General features: G+C 45.3%; 8 protein-coding genes. 1 reads left to right on the forward strand and 7 read right to left on the reverse strand.

From position 1 onward, the window contains the following. The first annotated feature begins 174 nt into the window (after positions 1–174). Complete coding sequence (locus strainIA91_RS08780; protein WP_400166406.1) at positions 175–2,547, forward strand: hypothetical protein; 2,373 nt, start codon at positions 175–177, stop codon at positions 2,545–2,547. 195 nt (positions 2,548–2,742) lie between these two features. Here strainIA91_RS08780 and strainIA91_RS08785 read toward each other — a convergent pair whose 3' ends face one another. From strainIA91_RS08785 to strainIA91_RS08815, 7 genes are all read right to left on the reverse strand, one after another. Beyond that, a complete protein-coding gene (locus strainIA91_RS08785) occupies positions 2,743–3,507 on the reverse strand; it encodes a hypothetical protein (protein ID WP_400166407.1) in 765 nt (254 codons plus the stop codon). Beyond that, positions 3,507–5,498, reverse strand: coding sequence for a BREX-3 system phosphatase PglZ (gene pglZ, locus strainIA91_RS08790; protein WP_400166408.1), 1,992 nt, complete (start codon positions 5,496–5,498; stop codon positions 3,507–3,509). The genes strainIA91_RS08785 and pglZ overlap by 1 nt, the downstream gene beginning before the upstream one ends. After that, positions 5,491–8,289, reverse strand: a complete 2,799-nt coding sequence (locus strainIA91_RS08795; RefSeq protein ID WP_400166409.1) for a DEAD/DEAH box helicase — start codon at positions 8,287–8,289, stop codon at positions 5,491–5,493. Before strainIA91_RS08795 ends, pglZ begins: the two co-directional genes overlap by 8 nt. Then, the gene (locus strainIA91_RS08800) at positions 8,286–8,984 is read right to left on the reverse strand and encodes a hypothetical protein (protein WP_400166410.1); all 699 of its coding nucleotides are present in this window, start codon (positions 8,982–8,984) and stop codon (positions 8,286–8,288) included. Before strainIA91_RS08800 ends, strainIA91_RS08795 begins: the two co-directional genes overlap by 4 nt. Then, entirely contained in the window at positions 8,984–11,809 is a 2,826-nt protein-coding gene (locus strainIA91_RS08805; RefSeq protein ID WP_400166411.1) for a DNA methyltransferase, read from the reverse strand. Before strainIA91_RS08805 ends, strainIA91_RS08800 begins: the two co-directional genes overlap by 1 nt. 111 nt (positions 11,810–11,920) lie before the next feature. Next, positions 11,921–13,321 carry an ATP-binding protein gene (locus strainIA91_RS08810; protein ID WP_400166412.1) on the reverse strand — a complete coding sequence of 467 codons (1,401 nt, stop codon included), beginning with the start codon at positions 13,319–13,321 and terminating at the stop codon, positions 11,921–11,923. A gap of 47 nt (positions 13,322–13,368) precedes the next feature. Beyond that, positions 13,369–17,094, reverse strand: coding sequence for a DUF6079 family protein (locus strainIA91_RS08815; RefSeq protein WP_400166413.1), 3,726 nt, complete (start codon positions 17,092–17,094; stop codon positions 13,369–13,371). Positions 17,095–17,123: the final 29 nt, after the last annotated feature.

Genomic DNA, 17,123 nt, shown 5'->3' on the forward strand with positions numbered 1-17,123 from the left:
ATGGATTTGTATATTATATGTTAAGATCATTACACCCAATTACCTCCTGATGGGTTGGAGGAATAAATAAACTTTTATCGCCTTTCTGGGCTTATTTAATGCTTTAAGGTTTTAGGGACGACGCGTTATGGCGGTTTGGTTTCTGCCATAACTAAATTGAAACCCAGAGGGCTGATGAATCTTCGCACCAAAAAAACAGATCCTGCGATTTACGGCAATCTTGCCCACCAGGATACAAAAACGGCCCGCAGCCGATTTCAGAAGGATTTGATCCTGACAGTCAGCCGTATGCTGAATGAAGGTAAAAATCCAGAGTCTGTTATCACTAATTATATTCACAATGAACTGTTAAAACTCAATCCTGAAATTAAAAGGGCCATGAAAGACGCATGGGCCGGCGGGGTTGCATACAGATTCCCTGATATCGATTTTCAGTTACAATACGGGTTGATCGATCCGGATATTTATAATCAAATTCTTGATCAATATGAAGAAAACCTGCGTATGGGGACTTTGACTGGAGATCTTTCAGAAGATGAAGAAAGATACCACGTTTTATACACAGAACTCACGCATACGGCAAATTCACTGATGTCCTACATTCTTGAAACGGGGAAACATAAACCCCTGGGAATCGACTGGTGGGTGACTCTCACTCCGGGAAGAATAAAAAAGCTAGCCAACTTTTATATCAGTCATGATGAAACGGTGAACATAGTCTTCCGGGCGCTCAAGCTCCTGGCCGCAGAATTCGGAATGCCGTTCAACATCAATCCTCAAGTTGTTTATTCGCTTACCGGCTTGGATAAAAGGACGGTTCAGCGTGCCATAAAGAAGCTGACGGAAAGTCATCAGGATTTTAAAGTTCAATATTGGAAAAAAACATTCCAGTACCATGTCGCAAGTCTTCCCAAAGGGAAAAGAGCGGGCAGAGAAATCCAGGTCAGCATTCCAATGCAGGGTGAACCTAACCCTGATAAATGGGCTGTCAATCAAGAACAGAAACACTGGCAAATGCTGCACGAGCTTAACACAGGAAGGCCGCCCAGATACCATAATGACCCGCGCGCACCACTGATATACCTGAGAAACGGCACCATCAAAATCAAGCTCGGCACGGTCTCCCTGATTGAACTCTTCGCAATTTATACGGATTACAAGCCCAACTCTGATTTTGAGTACAAATGGAGAGCGTCCAAAATCCCCATGCGACGGATGGACTCGTACTCCTATGCTGTAACGGACGATTTCTGGCAAAACAAAGCAAACTGCCTCACGATGCAATACCTTTATGAGGTCCAGTTTCCCATGCAAGACAGGGGTCTGCCACTGGACATTAAGCAGACCGAAAGGCTTATCCGGCGATTCGAAGGATACCTCGCGGGAACACGGAAGCTGCCACGAACACTGCTGGAGAAGTACGGTGAAGGGGAACTGAAACCAGAAAAAAAACAGGTGAAGAGCGACGAGAAGATCACGAACCGTCTCAGAATCCTCCGCAAGATCAAGAAGCATTACGACCCGGAAACGGAACGGATTTACCCCACGATAGTACCCCGCGCAACAGCCAGCGAACGGGCGGGAACACGCTGGCCCAACATCCAGAACCTGCCGAAAGATCTCCGGCATTTACTTCAAAACACACGCGAAAAGCTCATCATGTTTGATATCAGTGGCCAGGAAAACTATCTAATAACAGAAATTCGCAACTTCGAGAACATGCGCGAAATCAACACGATGAGCGATCTGGCGACATGCATCCATGAGAGAACCGGCATCGACCGGAAAGAAGTCAAAACAATAGCCCACGCGCTGACGAAAGGGAAAGGACTGCGGACATTTGAGGTAGAAGGAAACGGTGAGATCGCAAGACAGGTTGCGAGCGAAATACTTACGCTTGAACCCAGGTGGGGTGAGCATCGAGAGGCGAGAACGGAGTATCGTAGAAAGACGCACGGAAGGACTGAACAGACGGTACTTGGGCAGAGCGGGATTATAATGGACAACAGGCGGGCAGACTGTCAGGCGGTGGCCATCGCGGACCAGATGCAGGGGGCTGAGCAAAAGAAGATTTGGCTCTGCAAGCTGAAAGGGATGCTTTCGGTAGGCTGCGGGATCGGCATCGACATGCACGACGCCGTGGGCATCGTCGCGCCGCAAGAGACAGAGGCCGTGGACATAGCAGCAAAAGTGCAGACCGCCCTCGACGCTGCAAATAGACAGCTGGGCTTCTCGGGGACGGCCAAACTCACACACACGATCTATACTGACAGCATAACCGCCAGACAGGCAGGAGGCAGGGCCGGACGATACAGGGCAAACTTCAAGCTGAAGAGGACAACACAGACCTACCAAAAGACAGCACACGTGGAAGAGGCCACCGCGACCTGCAAAGACCTGTACCCGCCGGATCATGATCCCAGAGACCGGGCCACCTCAACTCGCCAAGACCTGTATATGCCGGATCCCTATATATGGGTACATTGTTCAGGGTTGTGCATGCAAACATCCCCAAAATCCCTCCCGAAGAGCCTGTTTCCCCCGTGAAATATGGCCATGAACATGAGATTCTGATCCGACTATAAAGCTTTTAATCAACGGCAGACATTTTGCCTTTTGTGGGACTTTTTGTGCTTTAAAGTTGATTATTAAGATAATCCCAATTACAGAGACTGGAGCCTTTCTTCAGTATTACTCAGGGGCTCGAAACGCAGTTCATATTCATGTTGTATTATTTAATACTTAGTTCTGTTTGTTTATTAGCTTGATCAGTTCGTTATCAAGTCCATAGCGAACCACATCAATTCGTTTGCTGTTTTGGTATATAAATTCACCGTTCAATGCAGGTAGTTGGAATGGAAAAAAGGCCGGATTATGTAAAAGTAGTCCCAAATCTATGTTGGTATTAGGCATGGCAAGAAGACCAGATTCATAAATCAGGATAGCAATATTTGAATCAGAAATAATCAGTGGAGTAACTTTCTTATAACATCCCTTATGATCAGTATCATTTAGAACTTTCCAGGCAACGAATGAGCGCAATGTATATCGAGCATTTCGAGCAACTGTTTCCCGATCTCCATACTTTTCCTTAAGACGGTCAAATACTTGCGCTTGGGTTATTTGGTTTTGGAGATTCAGCAATCTTCCGACCTGCATTGCTACATAGAACCAGAATGGATAGGATGCAGAAATAACCGCCCAATGCAGAGGAAGCCACTTTTCGGGTGGCAGTTGACTTGCAAGGCTTAATGCATTATCACGAAATGGTATTAGATCTGTATCAGGAGAAAACCATGAAGATAATATCCCAATTGCCATTCCGTATGTTTTTTTACCCCGTTCTCCTATACCGCCACTTTGAAGTTGAGTTTGTAGATATTCATTTAATTCCGATCTTATCTCTTTTTCGGAAACACCCGCAAGCAGCATATGTACCGTCTTGTCCATCCAATGCTTTTGTATTGTCTGTTTAATCCCAATCTTATTATGTCTATTACCAGTCACTATATTCTCCTTTCAAACCTCACAAGTGGCACAATAACCTCCTGCAGAGAGATTCCGCCATGACCTACAATAACGTCTCCTGTTTTCACGAATGCATCATTCCCGCTTAATACTAATGGGTAAAAATCTGCTGGTAATCCCACAGGTTGCCACTCGTGGGCAAACGGAAAAGTCCTTGCAACCTGAGAACGTAATTCTGGTGTTGGATATATCCGGGTTCTCTCACCACGAGTCTCGGCAATCACTCCTTCAGATGGCCGACCTTTACCTTCACATTGAATATTACCATGATCCGAAGTAAGCCAGACATCATACTTTAGATCTATCAGTTGACGGATTAATTCAACAAGGAATCTCTTTTGGCACCATTGTATAATCTGGTTATGCATCCCGGCTGACCCAAGCTGGATGCCGTGTATAATCTTGTCAACCTTGTCCACAACCAGTCCTATAACCTTGGTTCTACCCCGATGTATTAATGAATCAATTGTTTTTAAGGCATCACCATCACCCAAACTGCGTTTGTATACAACCTCAAAACGGGACACACCTTGGTTTTCCCAAAATTGTGTCCATAGTTTTTCTTCATTGTTTGTTGTGTTTATGGATGAGGGGAAATACTGGGGCAGCTTGCCTGAAAATATTGCTTGTCTTGAAACTGATGTTAAAGTCGGAATCCATGCAAATGTGGCATGCTCCCGCATTATTAGATTAGAATCCTGCGTTTTCATGAGATGACGGATTGTTACCCATTGATCCAATGAAAGGCCATCAACGACTATAAGCGCAACACTATCTTTACCATCTAAATCCAGATCACGAGCAAGTCTGCGAGGAATATGGTGCAGCAAAGCAGGCTTAGTTGGAGGCAAATTAATTAAGCCAGAATAATGATTAGTAAGCCATTCAGCGAAGAGTGTGTTTATAGTATTACTTATTTCCCTTAAACGTATCTCATGCTCTGTGTTATTGCTACAATATACTAAAGAGGATAACTCAGCCCATTTCAAAGCAAAATCAATCCAATCGGTATATCGAGAATCAGTTTCGGGCAGCTCCTTTTCGACAAGATCAAATAGGCGACTGGTTCGTTGTTTTTCATCATCAGTATTGGGTATGATAATGCCAGTCTGAATCCAAGAATCGGCATGGCTATCAACTTCAGGCATTTCAACAGGTGTTAGTTGTCCCTCAAGGAACAAATTGTCTATGTAAACTTTAATGTCTTGATGATCAAATGGAAGATAATCCGGACCGGAGTATTTCAAGTTATATCCTGATGGGGCTTCTCGTCCCTGGTTGGGTCCACTAAGTCTTGATAGAAATACCGGCCACCGTTCCTGAAGAAAATCATAAAACGCTGTATCATCTGCGACTATTTCTGATAGTGGCCAAGACTTAAAACTATCATTCTCCTTAAGAACTTGAATTAATCGTTCAGCTAATATCGATGGAATATGATATTTCCCGTAATGCAAATGAAGTAAAACACGAAGCAAATCGACTTCTCTGGGAATCAACTCAGGCGCAATTCCAAATACATGTCGAAGTACATAATCTTTAGTCGTATTATCGCCCATCCGGTCTGGCATTGTTCTCTGTTGGGCTTCAAAAAGTTTATCAAGCATACTTCTGTCTAATTTCGAAATAATTGGATAGCTCATGTTTGGGAATAAATTTCCAAGACTAAATGAAAGCTTACGGCCTATCTGAAGCAAGTCATATGGCATAGATTCAATCTCAGTTACTTGAGATTTAAGAATAACAACCAGATCAGTATGTTTTCCACAATCCCAGGCACTACGATAGGTTGACTCATAGACATATCTAAATTCAACAGGATCGGTGTACTCAATCACATCAAATCCACGTTCACGAAGTTTTAATGATAACTTTTCCTCAGTTAAAAGACTGTCCGGATCAGCAACTAAGGTTAACCTAGCTACATTGGGTGTGAACTCTTTTAGAATTTGTTCGCGCCAATTATTCATGTGTACATCCTTCAACCCGGACAACAATAAGAGGCAACATTTCTGGGTAAATCTGAGCCTTACTTTTGAGTTCCTCGTTCCATGAGTGTTCTTCCTGCCGTAGCAAGTTTAATCGATAGTCCCGAACCTGAGGCAGACCAATGCGTTCTATGATTTTTTGCCGAGCAGCAAAAGCATATTCACCTTTTCCTCTCTCGCGCTTCAGCCATAAACGGTGTTCTTGAACAAGCTCATCATATGTGGGTTTGCCGTGTTCCTCCGCTAATTTCACTAGTTTCTCGTAGATATTCTTGGCATCATCACTCTTAAAATAGTCCTTTATATTTGGATCTTCACTCATTAAACGGTCCCATAAATATCGGGCAGTTGGCATAAAGATTTCTCCACTGTCCGCAAGAAAGAGCGGCAGGATTCTGTGGCGTTTCCAGTCCATTGACGTAATACCAATCTGCCACAGGGACCAAAATCCCATAATCTCATCTGAAATTCCAGGGATGGTAACCACAGGAATTGGTTGACCAGGCACAAATCGAGGTAATCTTGTCGCTAAATCACGGATCCTTTTATCTTCTAAAGTTAAATACCATGCTGTAGGAGTATTTTCAGCCTCCTGACCACTAAAAACCACTTTGTTAATATTTTCTCCATCTGGCCAGGTCAAATTCCAAGTTCTCCCATTCCGGTCAGCCTTGCCATCATGAGCTTTAAGATAACTTACTGTCATCCGTTCGACCCAGTGTGGCAAAGGATGAGCCATCAAACGTTGAGCTAAATTTGGATCCAATGTGTCAGCAAAACCAAGAACTGATAAGCTTTGCTGAGTATTCCTTGCTTGCTCTTGAATATGACTGATGACCTGGTCAACGGATACATCTACTTTATCCGGATTAAGAATTGCGTCAACATACAAATGATCAAAGATCTGTCCTGCCTGAGCCGAGTCAAGAACATCACCTGTCTTATCAATACCAAACTGCTCGAAAATGATCGCAAGTTTCTCTTCAAGCACCTCCTGAACACGATGCTCTACAGAATCTTCAAACACAAAGTTAATAGCACGTACAATATGTGTCTGACCAATACGGTCCACTCTTCCGATACGCTGTTCAAGTCGCATTGGATTCCAGGGGATATCATAATTGATCACAACATGGCAAAACTGGAGATTTAAACCTTCCCCGCCTGCATCTGTTGAAATGAGAATCCGTGCATTCTCAGCAAAATCTTCCTGAGCCTTCTTGCGTTCATCCATGTCCATAGAACCATTCAAACAGACAACTGTGAATCCGCGTTCAACGAGAAACTGTCTTAGCATCTGCTGCGTTGGGACAAACTCCGTAAATATCAAGACTTTTAACTCAGGATCTCCTTCTTCTGCTTGCAATTTATAAAGCCAATCAAGCAATGCTTCTGCCTTGACATCTGCACCTGACTGAATACAGCGTGTAGCAGCTTCTAATAGCAATTTAACTTCGGACCGTTCATTCTTCAGTGCTTTCAATCGTGTCGTTAGAAGAGTCTCAATCTGTTCCTGACCATCAAGATCAGCCCATTCATCTTCAGAATACATCGGAAACAGGGAAAGCTGTTCCTGAGGTGATTCGAGGACCTCCAACCGGCGTTTCAGTGTTGTCTGGATAGCTGTAGTGCTGGATACGACCAACCGCTGCATCAGTATCATAAGAAAACCTATGTAACTCCGCTTGTCACGCATGGCCTGGTTGTATCCTTCCCGGACATATTCGGTAACTGCCTCATATAAAAGTTGTTGATCCCGGTGTTTTGTCCCCCAAGAGACTGGGACAAGTTCCGTCTTTCGCGGTTTGAAAAGCGGTTTCCCTTCTGCAGTGATGGCATGGCGTTTTTCCGTCCGAATGACATAAGGTTGTACACGATCACGCGTCACGCTGTCCACACCTGGAAATGCCTGTGTGTCAAGTAAAGATACCAATCGATGGAATGCATCAGCTTTCCCCTGGTGTGGGGTTGCTGACAACATAAGGAAGTATGGAGCGGCTTCACATAGTCCCTGGCCCAATTTAAACCGGGCCACCTGATCAGTACTCCCCCCAAGCCGGTGAGCCTCATCCACGATTATCAAGTCCCATCCTGCGGAAACCAGGCCGTCGAAGCGCTCCTGGTTGTATTCAGCGACCTGTTTTGCCGACCAACCGCGCCGGCTCTCCAATGGTTTGACTGAATCCATGGGACAGACCACTTGTGAGTGACTCCGCCAAATATTGTCTTCTTTGGCAATACGCCTATATGCTGAAAAATCGCTGGGAATAAGAAGCCTGAAATCCTCATTGAAATGAGTGCGCATCTCTGCAACCCATTGTGTTACTAACCCTTTCGGTGCAATGACCAGCACCCTTTTGATCAAACCACGCAGCTTCAGCTCACGAAGGATAAGTCCGGCCTCGATGGTTTTTCCCAGCCCTACCTCATCAGCTAGCAAATAACGAATACGATCTCCAGAAATAGCCCGTGACAGAGCCTTGATTTGGTGTGGAAGTGGAATGACAGATGATTCAATAGGTGCCAGCAAAACATCCTGTGTCAGGGCATCGGCTACACGTGCTGCCGCTGCAATATATGTGATGCTGTCTGCAGTTTCCGTTCCCGAATTCTCCAGGGAGGCGAGTCTGGACGCAGGGACGCGGACCACCGAATCGCGGCCGGGCAGCCATACCCGGCAGGTCTTCTCGCCCCAAAGCGTCTGGGGCTCGATGACCTGGCAGAGTTGCCCATGGTCCGGGCTGAAATACCAGCTATAATTATCACTATTCATGGTTTATATTTTCGTGCTGCCCGTACTGCTCCAATTACTAAATTATCAATTACTTTTAATATTGATGTATCCCATGGATACGTATCTGTATTTGCTAACCATTCATTAGACATTTTTTGAAACTCTACATTCGATGCAATAGGATAAAAGAAATCTGATAGAATCTTGTGCATGAGTAACCACTCACGCTCGAGATTGTTTTGAAATCCCCTGCTACCAAATAAGAATTGAAGAGTATATTCTCTATCAATAGGTGGGATAAGGTTAGGAAGATAATGAGCCATTACTTTTGAATTGCCTACAATCTTGGTACCACTTGCCATTACTTTTATATACTTGAAGACCTTCTCCATTGCATTCCAATCATCTAAAGATAAATCATCAGGTGACTTGCTACGAAGACATTTGATATCTGTACGTAGATCAGCAACACTCTTATTAAAATCATTAAAACTATGCATCTTTGCTCCCTTAGGACCCATTCGGTGCATACCCCAGGATGCCAACGCCGCATATATCATTTCACTCTTTCTAGCCCAATTTTCAACGTTTAACTTAAGAGCCTGTTGGTGGAAATATAAAGAAGGGCCAGTGAATGTTTCTGAAGAATAGAATTCACAGTGATATGATTCTGCTTTTAAAAGAATATCATTTGTCTTTGTCGTGAAATCTCTATCAACCCATCTCTTAGACATCATTCTACCCCACTTCGTGTAAGCGCTTGGTCGTACCACATAAGAAGTTTAGGATCCTCTTGCAGGATACTCTCCGGTATTTTACGTGCCACTGATATAATTGTGGCATAATCGCGCTCCTGCCATGCCTTCTTGAATCCGGCCCGGACAGCCTCCAGGCGGAACACCTTCAGGCGTTTCTGTTTTGATTCCCGGTATTCCTCGAACTCCCGCATTAAGGCCCGCTCGCGCAGTTTTTCCAGATCTCCGGCCTTGTTCGGGTCAGGCACGTACCAGCGGTCCTTGGCTTTGGCCTTGAGCGCTGGAACGTCCTTTTCCAGATTGCGCAGCTCCTTGAAGTTCGATGAGAGGTAGCTGTGAATCTGGCTGGGAACCTCGCCCTTGCCGTCGTAGGACAAGAAGTTCTCTTTTAGCAGTTCGGAAAGCTCCAGGGGTTTCTCGTGTTTTTGCCAGCCGCCAATCTCTTTCATAAACTGAGGGTGGATGTCCTGGAAGGATTGTGGCTTCTTGGTGAGCTGCTGTTTGAGCCACTGGATGGCTGATGCCTCATCGGAGACGAAGAGCTGAAGCTGGAGCACCTCCCTGACCGTCATACGTTTCTTGTCATATTCAGCTGCTTGATTGGGCAGAAAATACATACCGTCACGCTGTGGAAAACGTTGTCCAAGGCCGGCATAGAACTCTGCAGCAGACAAAGGAATGGTCACTCCTCGTTGAACATGAAAGGCCACCATACGGTCAAAGAGCAGGTAATTCTGGCGTTCGGCGACAATTTCAGCCTGACCGTCTTTTGAGACGAACACTGGCAACTGTTTTAAATGAGTACGTACAAAATCCCAGACGCCTTCCTCCGTTCCTGCCTCCAACTTGAACCGCTCCTCCAGACCACTGTTGGGTTTGTAGCAGGAGATGATGATGTCCTGCTTCACAGCACCCGCTTGTGTCACCTGATTGAATGACCCCTGCTGCTTGTCCAGAGTGCGCACGTCGGCGATGACGAAGCCTGCTGTCTGAAGGGCTTCCTGGATGCTGTTCCAGACGCTGTTTTTGGAGTTGTGGAACTCCACTGTCATCCAGCGTCCCGGCTTGAGCACTCGGTAGTATTCCTTGAAGCACTCAGTCATGAGCTTTTGGTACTCCGGCAGCCCCTTGCCCTGCACTTTGTTTTCAATAGCTTCGGGCTTTTTGTTGGTGAAGACCTTAAGCCAGGATTCCCAGAGGAAGTTCAGCTCAGAATACATCAAATTTCCACCAAACGGCGGGTCGGTGAAGATGTAGTCAACAGTGTCATCTTGATATTTCAATGCATTCGCAGAAGCTGATGAAGTTATGGCCATAAACTCGGGGAAATGAATTCTGATAAAATCGCGAAGTTTGTACTCCAGTAACTTGAAAGCACCGTTTTCAGTCCATAAGGATGGCACATATAGTGTCCCCATTACGTTGCCCATTTTTCTATCGATAGTAAACTTGTACATCTTTGTGGTTCTTATTAAGGATGATGTTAACCAAACCTTCAGTAACTGAATACATTGCAGGCATCGATTCAGAACCGCCCCTAGCACCCACAGATTCCGCTTGGTGTAGAAATGGTGCACGTGAGTGAGGCCAATGCGAAGTGGCTCGCCGGTCTTCTCCCCTTCTGGAATCGGGTCCGTCGGGAACCAGTAGGGGATGTCCAGTTCTTCGATCTTTTCGATAAGGGCCAGATCAAAGGCATCGGGCACTTTCTCGTAACGCTTCTTGCCCAGGCTGTAGTTGATCAGCACCGGCACTTGCTTGGCCTGGCGAATGGTCTGCCGGATCGCTTTGTCGTATTTGGTAACCCATGCACGATCCATATTTCGTTTTGTTAACTGTGCATTACAATGTGGACAGGGGAAGTCTTTATATACTTTACCAGCTTCTTTATCCACTGCGGCTTCCCAGAAAACCACCTCATTTGTGCATTCCGGACAGATAAAAACATCAGACCAAACAGTGTAATTAATGCGACCCTTTGTCTTGCCATCTGAGTGCATCGTCTCATACATCCAGCCGCATTCGTCTTCGACTTCTTTCAGAATGCGTTTGGCCTCATGCTCAAATTTACGAACATCCACCGGTGTGTTATAATTGTAAGCAATGAATGTTGCCGCAGGTGACAAGTCATTGAGAATCGCCTTGCGTTCTCCAAGCCTGGAAAAACGCTTCCATGTGGTTTTACCATCTTCACCAGTCTCCTGCTGGTAAATGATTTCATCTTTGTCCACTCTATATCCAAGGGATTCAACAGTCTTTTTATCTCCACATAATTGAGCTGCTACACCTGTCATACCAGTTCCACAAAACCCATCAAAAACAACATCCCCAGGTTCAGTGTAATGGAGTATATAACGCATGATCGCTTTGTGTGGTACTTTTGTGTGGTATGAGTGTGCATTGTAGATTGGGTCGTTCTTACCTTCGCTTACATCTGCAGCAAACGGCTCCCGGCTATACGGCATATTTGGGTCATATGGCTTACCATAATATTTGATAAAATCATCAATAAACGGATTTGGGCAGGCCGTATAATACGGGGGATCAGAAAGAGCCAGGATGTCCTCGTCCTCGCCAATGGGGAATCCCTCGATCTTGCGGAACTCCGGGTCCTTGAGCTTCTCGCGGAGTTTTTCCAAGAAATACTCACGGCGCTTTTCATCATTTTCGAATGTCATCCCGAAACATTTCACTGGATCATCGTTACCAATAAACTCCTCATCAAAAAGCATTCCGGATCCTGGTTTCCCCGGTTTATACTTTGTTCTGAACAATTCTTTTTGGTTGATCTTTGATTTATCCATATCAATTTACTCCAAAACTATGCGAACCTTAACAGCATATTTGACCGCGTATTCCAGCCGATTTGTCTAATAGCGCAAGAATAGCGCAGCGCTATTTCACTATTCGCTTCGCTATTCATTCGTCTTCCTCAGAAGGTAAGCCGCACCACGGCCGCGTCCCGTCGATTCAACAAGGTCAAGCCGACGAAGGTGGGCGAGGTCTTCCTGAATCATGCGGTCCGAGGGCGGTGCCGATAGACGTTTCCGTATCTCTCGAAGAGGTGCAGGGCCCTGCTGTGCCAGGATTTGAAGCAATTCCCGCTGCCGTTCGGTTAAGTCATGTGCCACACGATGCGGGGCGATGTAGCCGCTGGGCAGGAACCGAACCCAGACACTGCCGGCCTGTTCACCGAATTCCGGTTCCGGATGTCCGGCCTTGACGCACAATTCTACAATCTTCTGTGTACCGCGCCCCCAGCGTTCGATCATGCCGCGCAAGTAGAAAACCTGCGAGATCAGAGGATTGCGTGGCCGGGAAGGATGTTCGCGTTTCAAGTCTTCCGGTTTTAAATCGAACGGAAGCGTGCCGTCGCTCCAGATCTCAAGCCGGTCATCAAAGATGGCCAGACTTACCGCCCCGCCGATAATGGTATAATCCCTGTGGCAAAAAGCGTTGACCAGGGCCTCGCGCAATGCCTCAAGCGGGAATAGCGGCTCATCTTTCCGCTCAAAAAGGCCTGGGATAACTCGTCCGGCCACAGGCAGGTGACGGCGCAGAAACATCATGGCTTCTTGAAGCAGGTAGAAAGCATGCCCTTCAATTTGCCTTTGATCGAGAAACTCCGATTTATTCACGCCCCGAAAACGGGCAAGGCGTAACTGGCATTGTGGATAATCAGGAATGAAGTGGGAACCGAAGAGGACAATGGAAGCCTGATTGAGACGGCCGTCCCGAAGCAATCCAAAGCGCTCCAGAATATCCGGGATAGCGTTGCCGGTTGATTCCGGTAAGCGGCCGGCTGCAATTCCAAGGCGCACCGTACGAAGAATTTCCTCAGAATCCAGGTCGGCGTTATTGTAGCCTTCGGCCGGTTGGTTTTCCCATCGGATGCGGCTGTGTGCCCTCTCGTTGAGAAGGCGCTGATAGGTTGCCTGGGGCATGATGGAAGTCGTCGAACCAATCCGCTGGTACGGCCGCCCATCAAAGACATACGGACGTGACTCGGGATTGGGAATCGCTTCCAAAACCAGCACCACTTTGTGATCTGAAACATTCACACGGTCCTGAGCAATAGATGCCGGCGGTTCAAACTTCTGAAGCACTTCCGCAACCTCCCGGATTGTCTTGTCGGAAACCGTCTGACCGACGATGCGGCCTTCTGGTGTGACACCAATCAACACCCGGCCACCGGAACTATTGAGCATGCCGCAGAGTGTTTCTGCAGCCCGCCGCAACTGAGCTGTAGATTTTTTGAACTCTACAGACTCAGATTCTCCAGCGGATACCAGTAATCTCAGCTCTTTAATATCCATTTCCCATCTTCATTTCATTCATATAGATCTGCGTTTATTCATGGTTCTTATTCCAGTACAATTCTAACCTTTTCAGGATCCTTGCCTTTTGTGAGTTCATCCAGATATTTATCGAATCGTTTCTTCATCTCCCCAGGTGTTGCAGGTGAACCCCCTGCAAGCAAAGCTTTTCGTATCTCATCTGTTTTGACCGGAACTTTTTGAAGACCTGATAGCACTTCACTCATGGCTTGTATGAAATCCTGGTCAAGTTCTTCGGGTAACTCTTCCTTCTTTATAAAGTCGTTGACCAGCGTCCTCGGCTCAGGTTTAAGCAAATCCAGGTTTTCTTTTATGGTTGGATCCTTCAGATTGGATAACAGCGTCTGAGTCCAGTTGGATACCAGATTATCCAATTCGTCATCCAGGTTATTCAACACCTTGCCAGCTGGCGCAACAACTTGCTCTGTCTCGGGTTTATAGTTACAATGCGGACATACCGGTGATGTGTTTAACTCTTGTCCTGTTAGAGCAAAACAACTTTTTAGTCCAGCCAGACGATTTTGAAAGTCGCTCAGGTGCTGGCGAGGCATTAATTCAATTGTTGATAAACTTTGCAGTACTTTCAGACGTTCATCCTTTGTGAGAGCGGTTTTATGTTTATCCTCATTTACTCCCAACCGTGCATTTGTATGCATCTTCAAGTATAATTGTATATAAGATTTCTTAAGGTCAGACAGCTTGCGCTGGGTTTCCTGTCTGAATGCTGTAGCAGCACGCTTTTCCGGATCTTTAAATTGGGTGAGAATTTCTTCCCGAACCTTTTTCATGTCGACTACCCATTCATGATCTGACGGTATTACGGCCTCTGCTTTAGAAAGATATGAGGCAGTAGAACCTAAATCGGAAACCAGCTCCTGGATAGATTCAATCTCAGACAATCTTTTAAGGCTATCTTGATGTGAGTTGATTTCTTTTACATCATACCGAAAGTTCTTGAGTTTACCGGGAGAGCTGAATGCCTGAAGTGATTCTAAAAAGCTTTTCGTTTTGTCCAGCTGAATATGCAAACTTTGACGCTCTTTCTCTGAGTACAGATTTTCCTCCCAGAAGATAAGACCACTTTGCAGGGTTTGCTGCTGTGTGACCAATCTATCAAGGAATTGGGTGATGGAATTCTGTAGCTGCTGGACCGGCTCATCTTTCCTTTGGGTGACAAGTTGTGCCATGCCAGGCATTAGACCAAGCAATTCAAACGTTGCTTTAAGCGCTGGTAGATTCCAGTCCTTGTGTCGTTCTATATGCTTAAATTGTGTGAGTTCCTGTATATCAGCACTAGCTAACTGTGACAGGTCAGTAGCATCGAATTTCTTGCCTGGAATTGCAAGGACAAGATCACCGGAATAGACCAGAGAGGCAAGGATAACCACAACCCATTCGGGTTCCAATCGTTGTCGGTCTTTATCCATATATTCCACACTGTTATCATCTTGGATGAGTTCAGAGCGATTCACCACATGACCATGACTTTTCTTATTAAGCTGATTGAGAATGAATTTGGCATACTTGGATTTAGATGGGTCGATCCGATCACCATCAAGCAGTTCAAGGGCATCAAGCACCGCGTTAGCCTGTTTTGTGTGAATTTGTCCGGCAATGGCACGTAAGGCATCCTGGGCAGCCTGGGATCGGTTAGTGCTGGTAATATGCACTGCGAAGTAAGGATATTCGGGTGCCTGATCCTGAAAATGAGCACTAAGGCAGATGCCGGCTATTGAATTTACAAGATCACGGAAATTAATATGTTCATGAGTGCTCAGACTGAAATCACGGATTGATTTACTTTTAGTCCATTCAATAAATGATTTTGTGTGTCCCTGGTAAGTGACTTCAAAAGAATCCGTTATGTGCTTTTGCAGCCACTGAACCAAGTCTCGTAAATACTGTTCTGACTTAGACTTATAAGTCGTTTTAGCATGCCCTGATGAAGTAGATGCCAGATCCAAAGCAGCGGCATAATTCCGAATTGTTGTTTGAAATTCAGTATCTTCAGTTATCAGACGTATAAAAAGCTCATCTGCCTTCTTTTCATCCTTGTAATATGATGGATCAAATGGTTGGATGAAATAGATATAGAAATCTCGAGGTGGCACAGCTGTGGATCGATCAGTTGGTGAGCCAAAAAACAAATATCCTTGTCGGGAAGCTTTTCGATCCAACCACATAAGCTCATGTTCCCAGATATTGTAACCTGTCACATAGGTTTGATCTGTACACTCCATGACACGTTTCAAAGCTTCATAATAATAACGGTCAAGTTGTGAATCATCAAGACTCTCAGCTCTTTTTTCAATCAGAGCATCGAAGTCACGGCTTTTTTTCAGATCCAGATAGAATTGGCGATTATCCGGATTCGATGATACAAACTGCCCATTGACAGTTTTATGGATTTCCCGGAGAACCGTTTCCACCTGAGAGCGTAAGTCATCAGCGGGATCTCCACCCAGTTCTTCAATACCCGGCTGGTAGAGGCAAAGTCCATCTCGCAGTTCTTCGGCTGTCGCACCCAGGGGCGCATGAATGTCTTCAGTTGTGAGTCTGTGAACTGACAAAGCATGGATTAACTGCAAAGCCATTTGTTTATAAACCGGTCGTGTAAAAGCTTGCCGGATTCGATCCTCCAGGACCTGGCTGCATTTAATTACCTCATTGATCTCCGGGTAGGCACGAAACGAGGGATTTTCCCGAATATTGTTCCAATAAGTATCATAGGCAATAAGTCCTGGTCTGTCTTCTGATATCTCCTGATCGAGTATCTTTTTCATGGCCAGTGAAAGTGTCTTAAGTACTTCGCGTTTTTCAACAGTAGAAACTCGCTCAAAAGTATCTATATAATCAGGATGGACCGGAAAAAGGCGTACAAACTCATCCATTCGCTCATTCATATTGCCGTAAAACTTACTGAAGGGAGTTAAATACTCTCTTATCTTGGCCTGCTGCTCGCCAGTCTTTTTAAGTAACCGTTCAGCTACTACAAACTTGACATCCCTACGGGCTATCAGAATTTGTTCGAAGCGATCTTTTACCCGACGGATACTGCTTGATACGAAAGCAAAGCGTGGACTGTCAAAAATAGCTTCCTGAACACCCGCTATAAAACGGAAACGGAGATCTTTGCAGACCTCACCTACCTCACGAAGGAAGTTTAAATCAAGAATTAACTTCTGATCTTTTCGAGAATTGAGAAAATCAAGCAGCTCATCAACAACCAGTAGTAATCCAGAATCCGGGTAAACTTCATTGAATTTGCTCATCATATCTTCAAATGCACGTTTATGATTCGGTATGGTATCTGCTTGAGGAAAAACAAAGTCTACACCTATTTGATTGAGATGCTCTTCCAATTCCGCAATAATAATATCACGTAAAGACATGGTAGTTGAACCTATTTCAGTACGAATAACCTTGAATTTCCCTGCAATACTCTTGGCTGCATCACGAACGCCGGAATGATTGAGTTCATCTAACATCGTTGATTCACCGGCTATACACGAAATGACTGACATCAAGTGAGATTTACCTGTTCCATAATTACCTACAACCAACAAACCTTTATTGTCAACAGGTTGATCAAACTGTAAATGGGGAATTACTATGTGGATAAGCCGTTCTGCCATTTCTTCCGATATAACATATGAATGGACCAGTTGCCGGGCATTTTCGCTTTTATCCGCATCTCGTAACTGGATAACAGATTCAATTGGCTCAAACTGTATGACATCCCTGTATTTCATCTGTTTATCTCCCGATGTTTTGATTTTTA

This window comes from Candidatus Neomarinimicrobiota bacterium (assembly GCA_041154365.1).
Classification (GTDB): domain Bacteria; phylum Fidelibacterota; class Fidelibacteria; order Fidelibacterales; family Fidelibacteraceae; genus Fidelibacter; species Fidelibacter multiformis.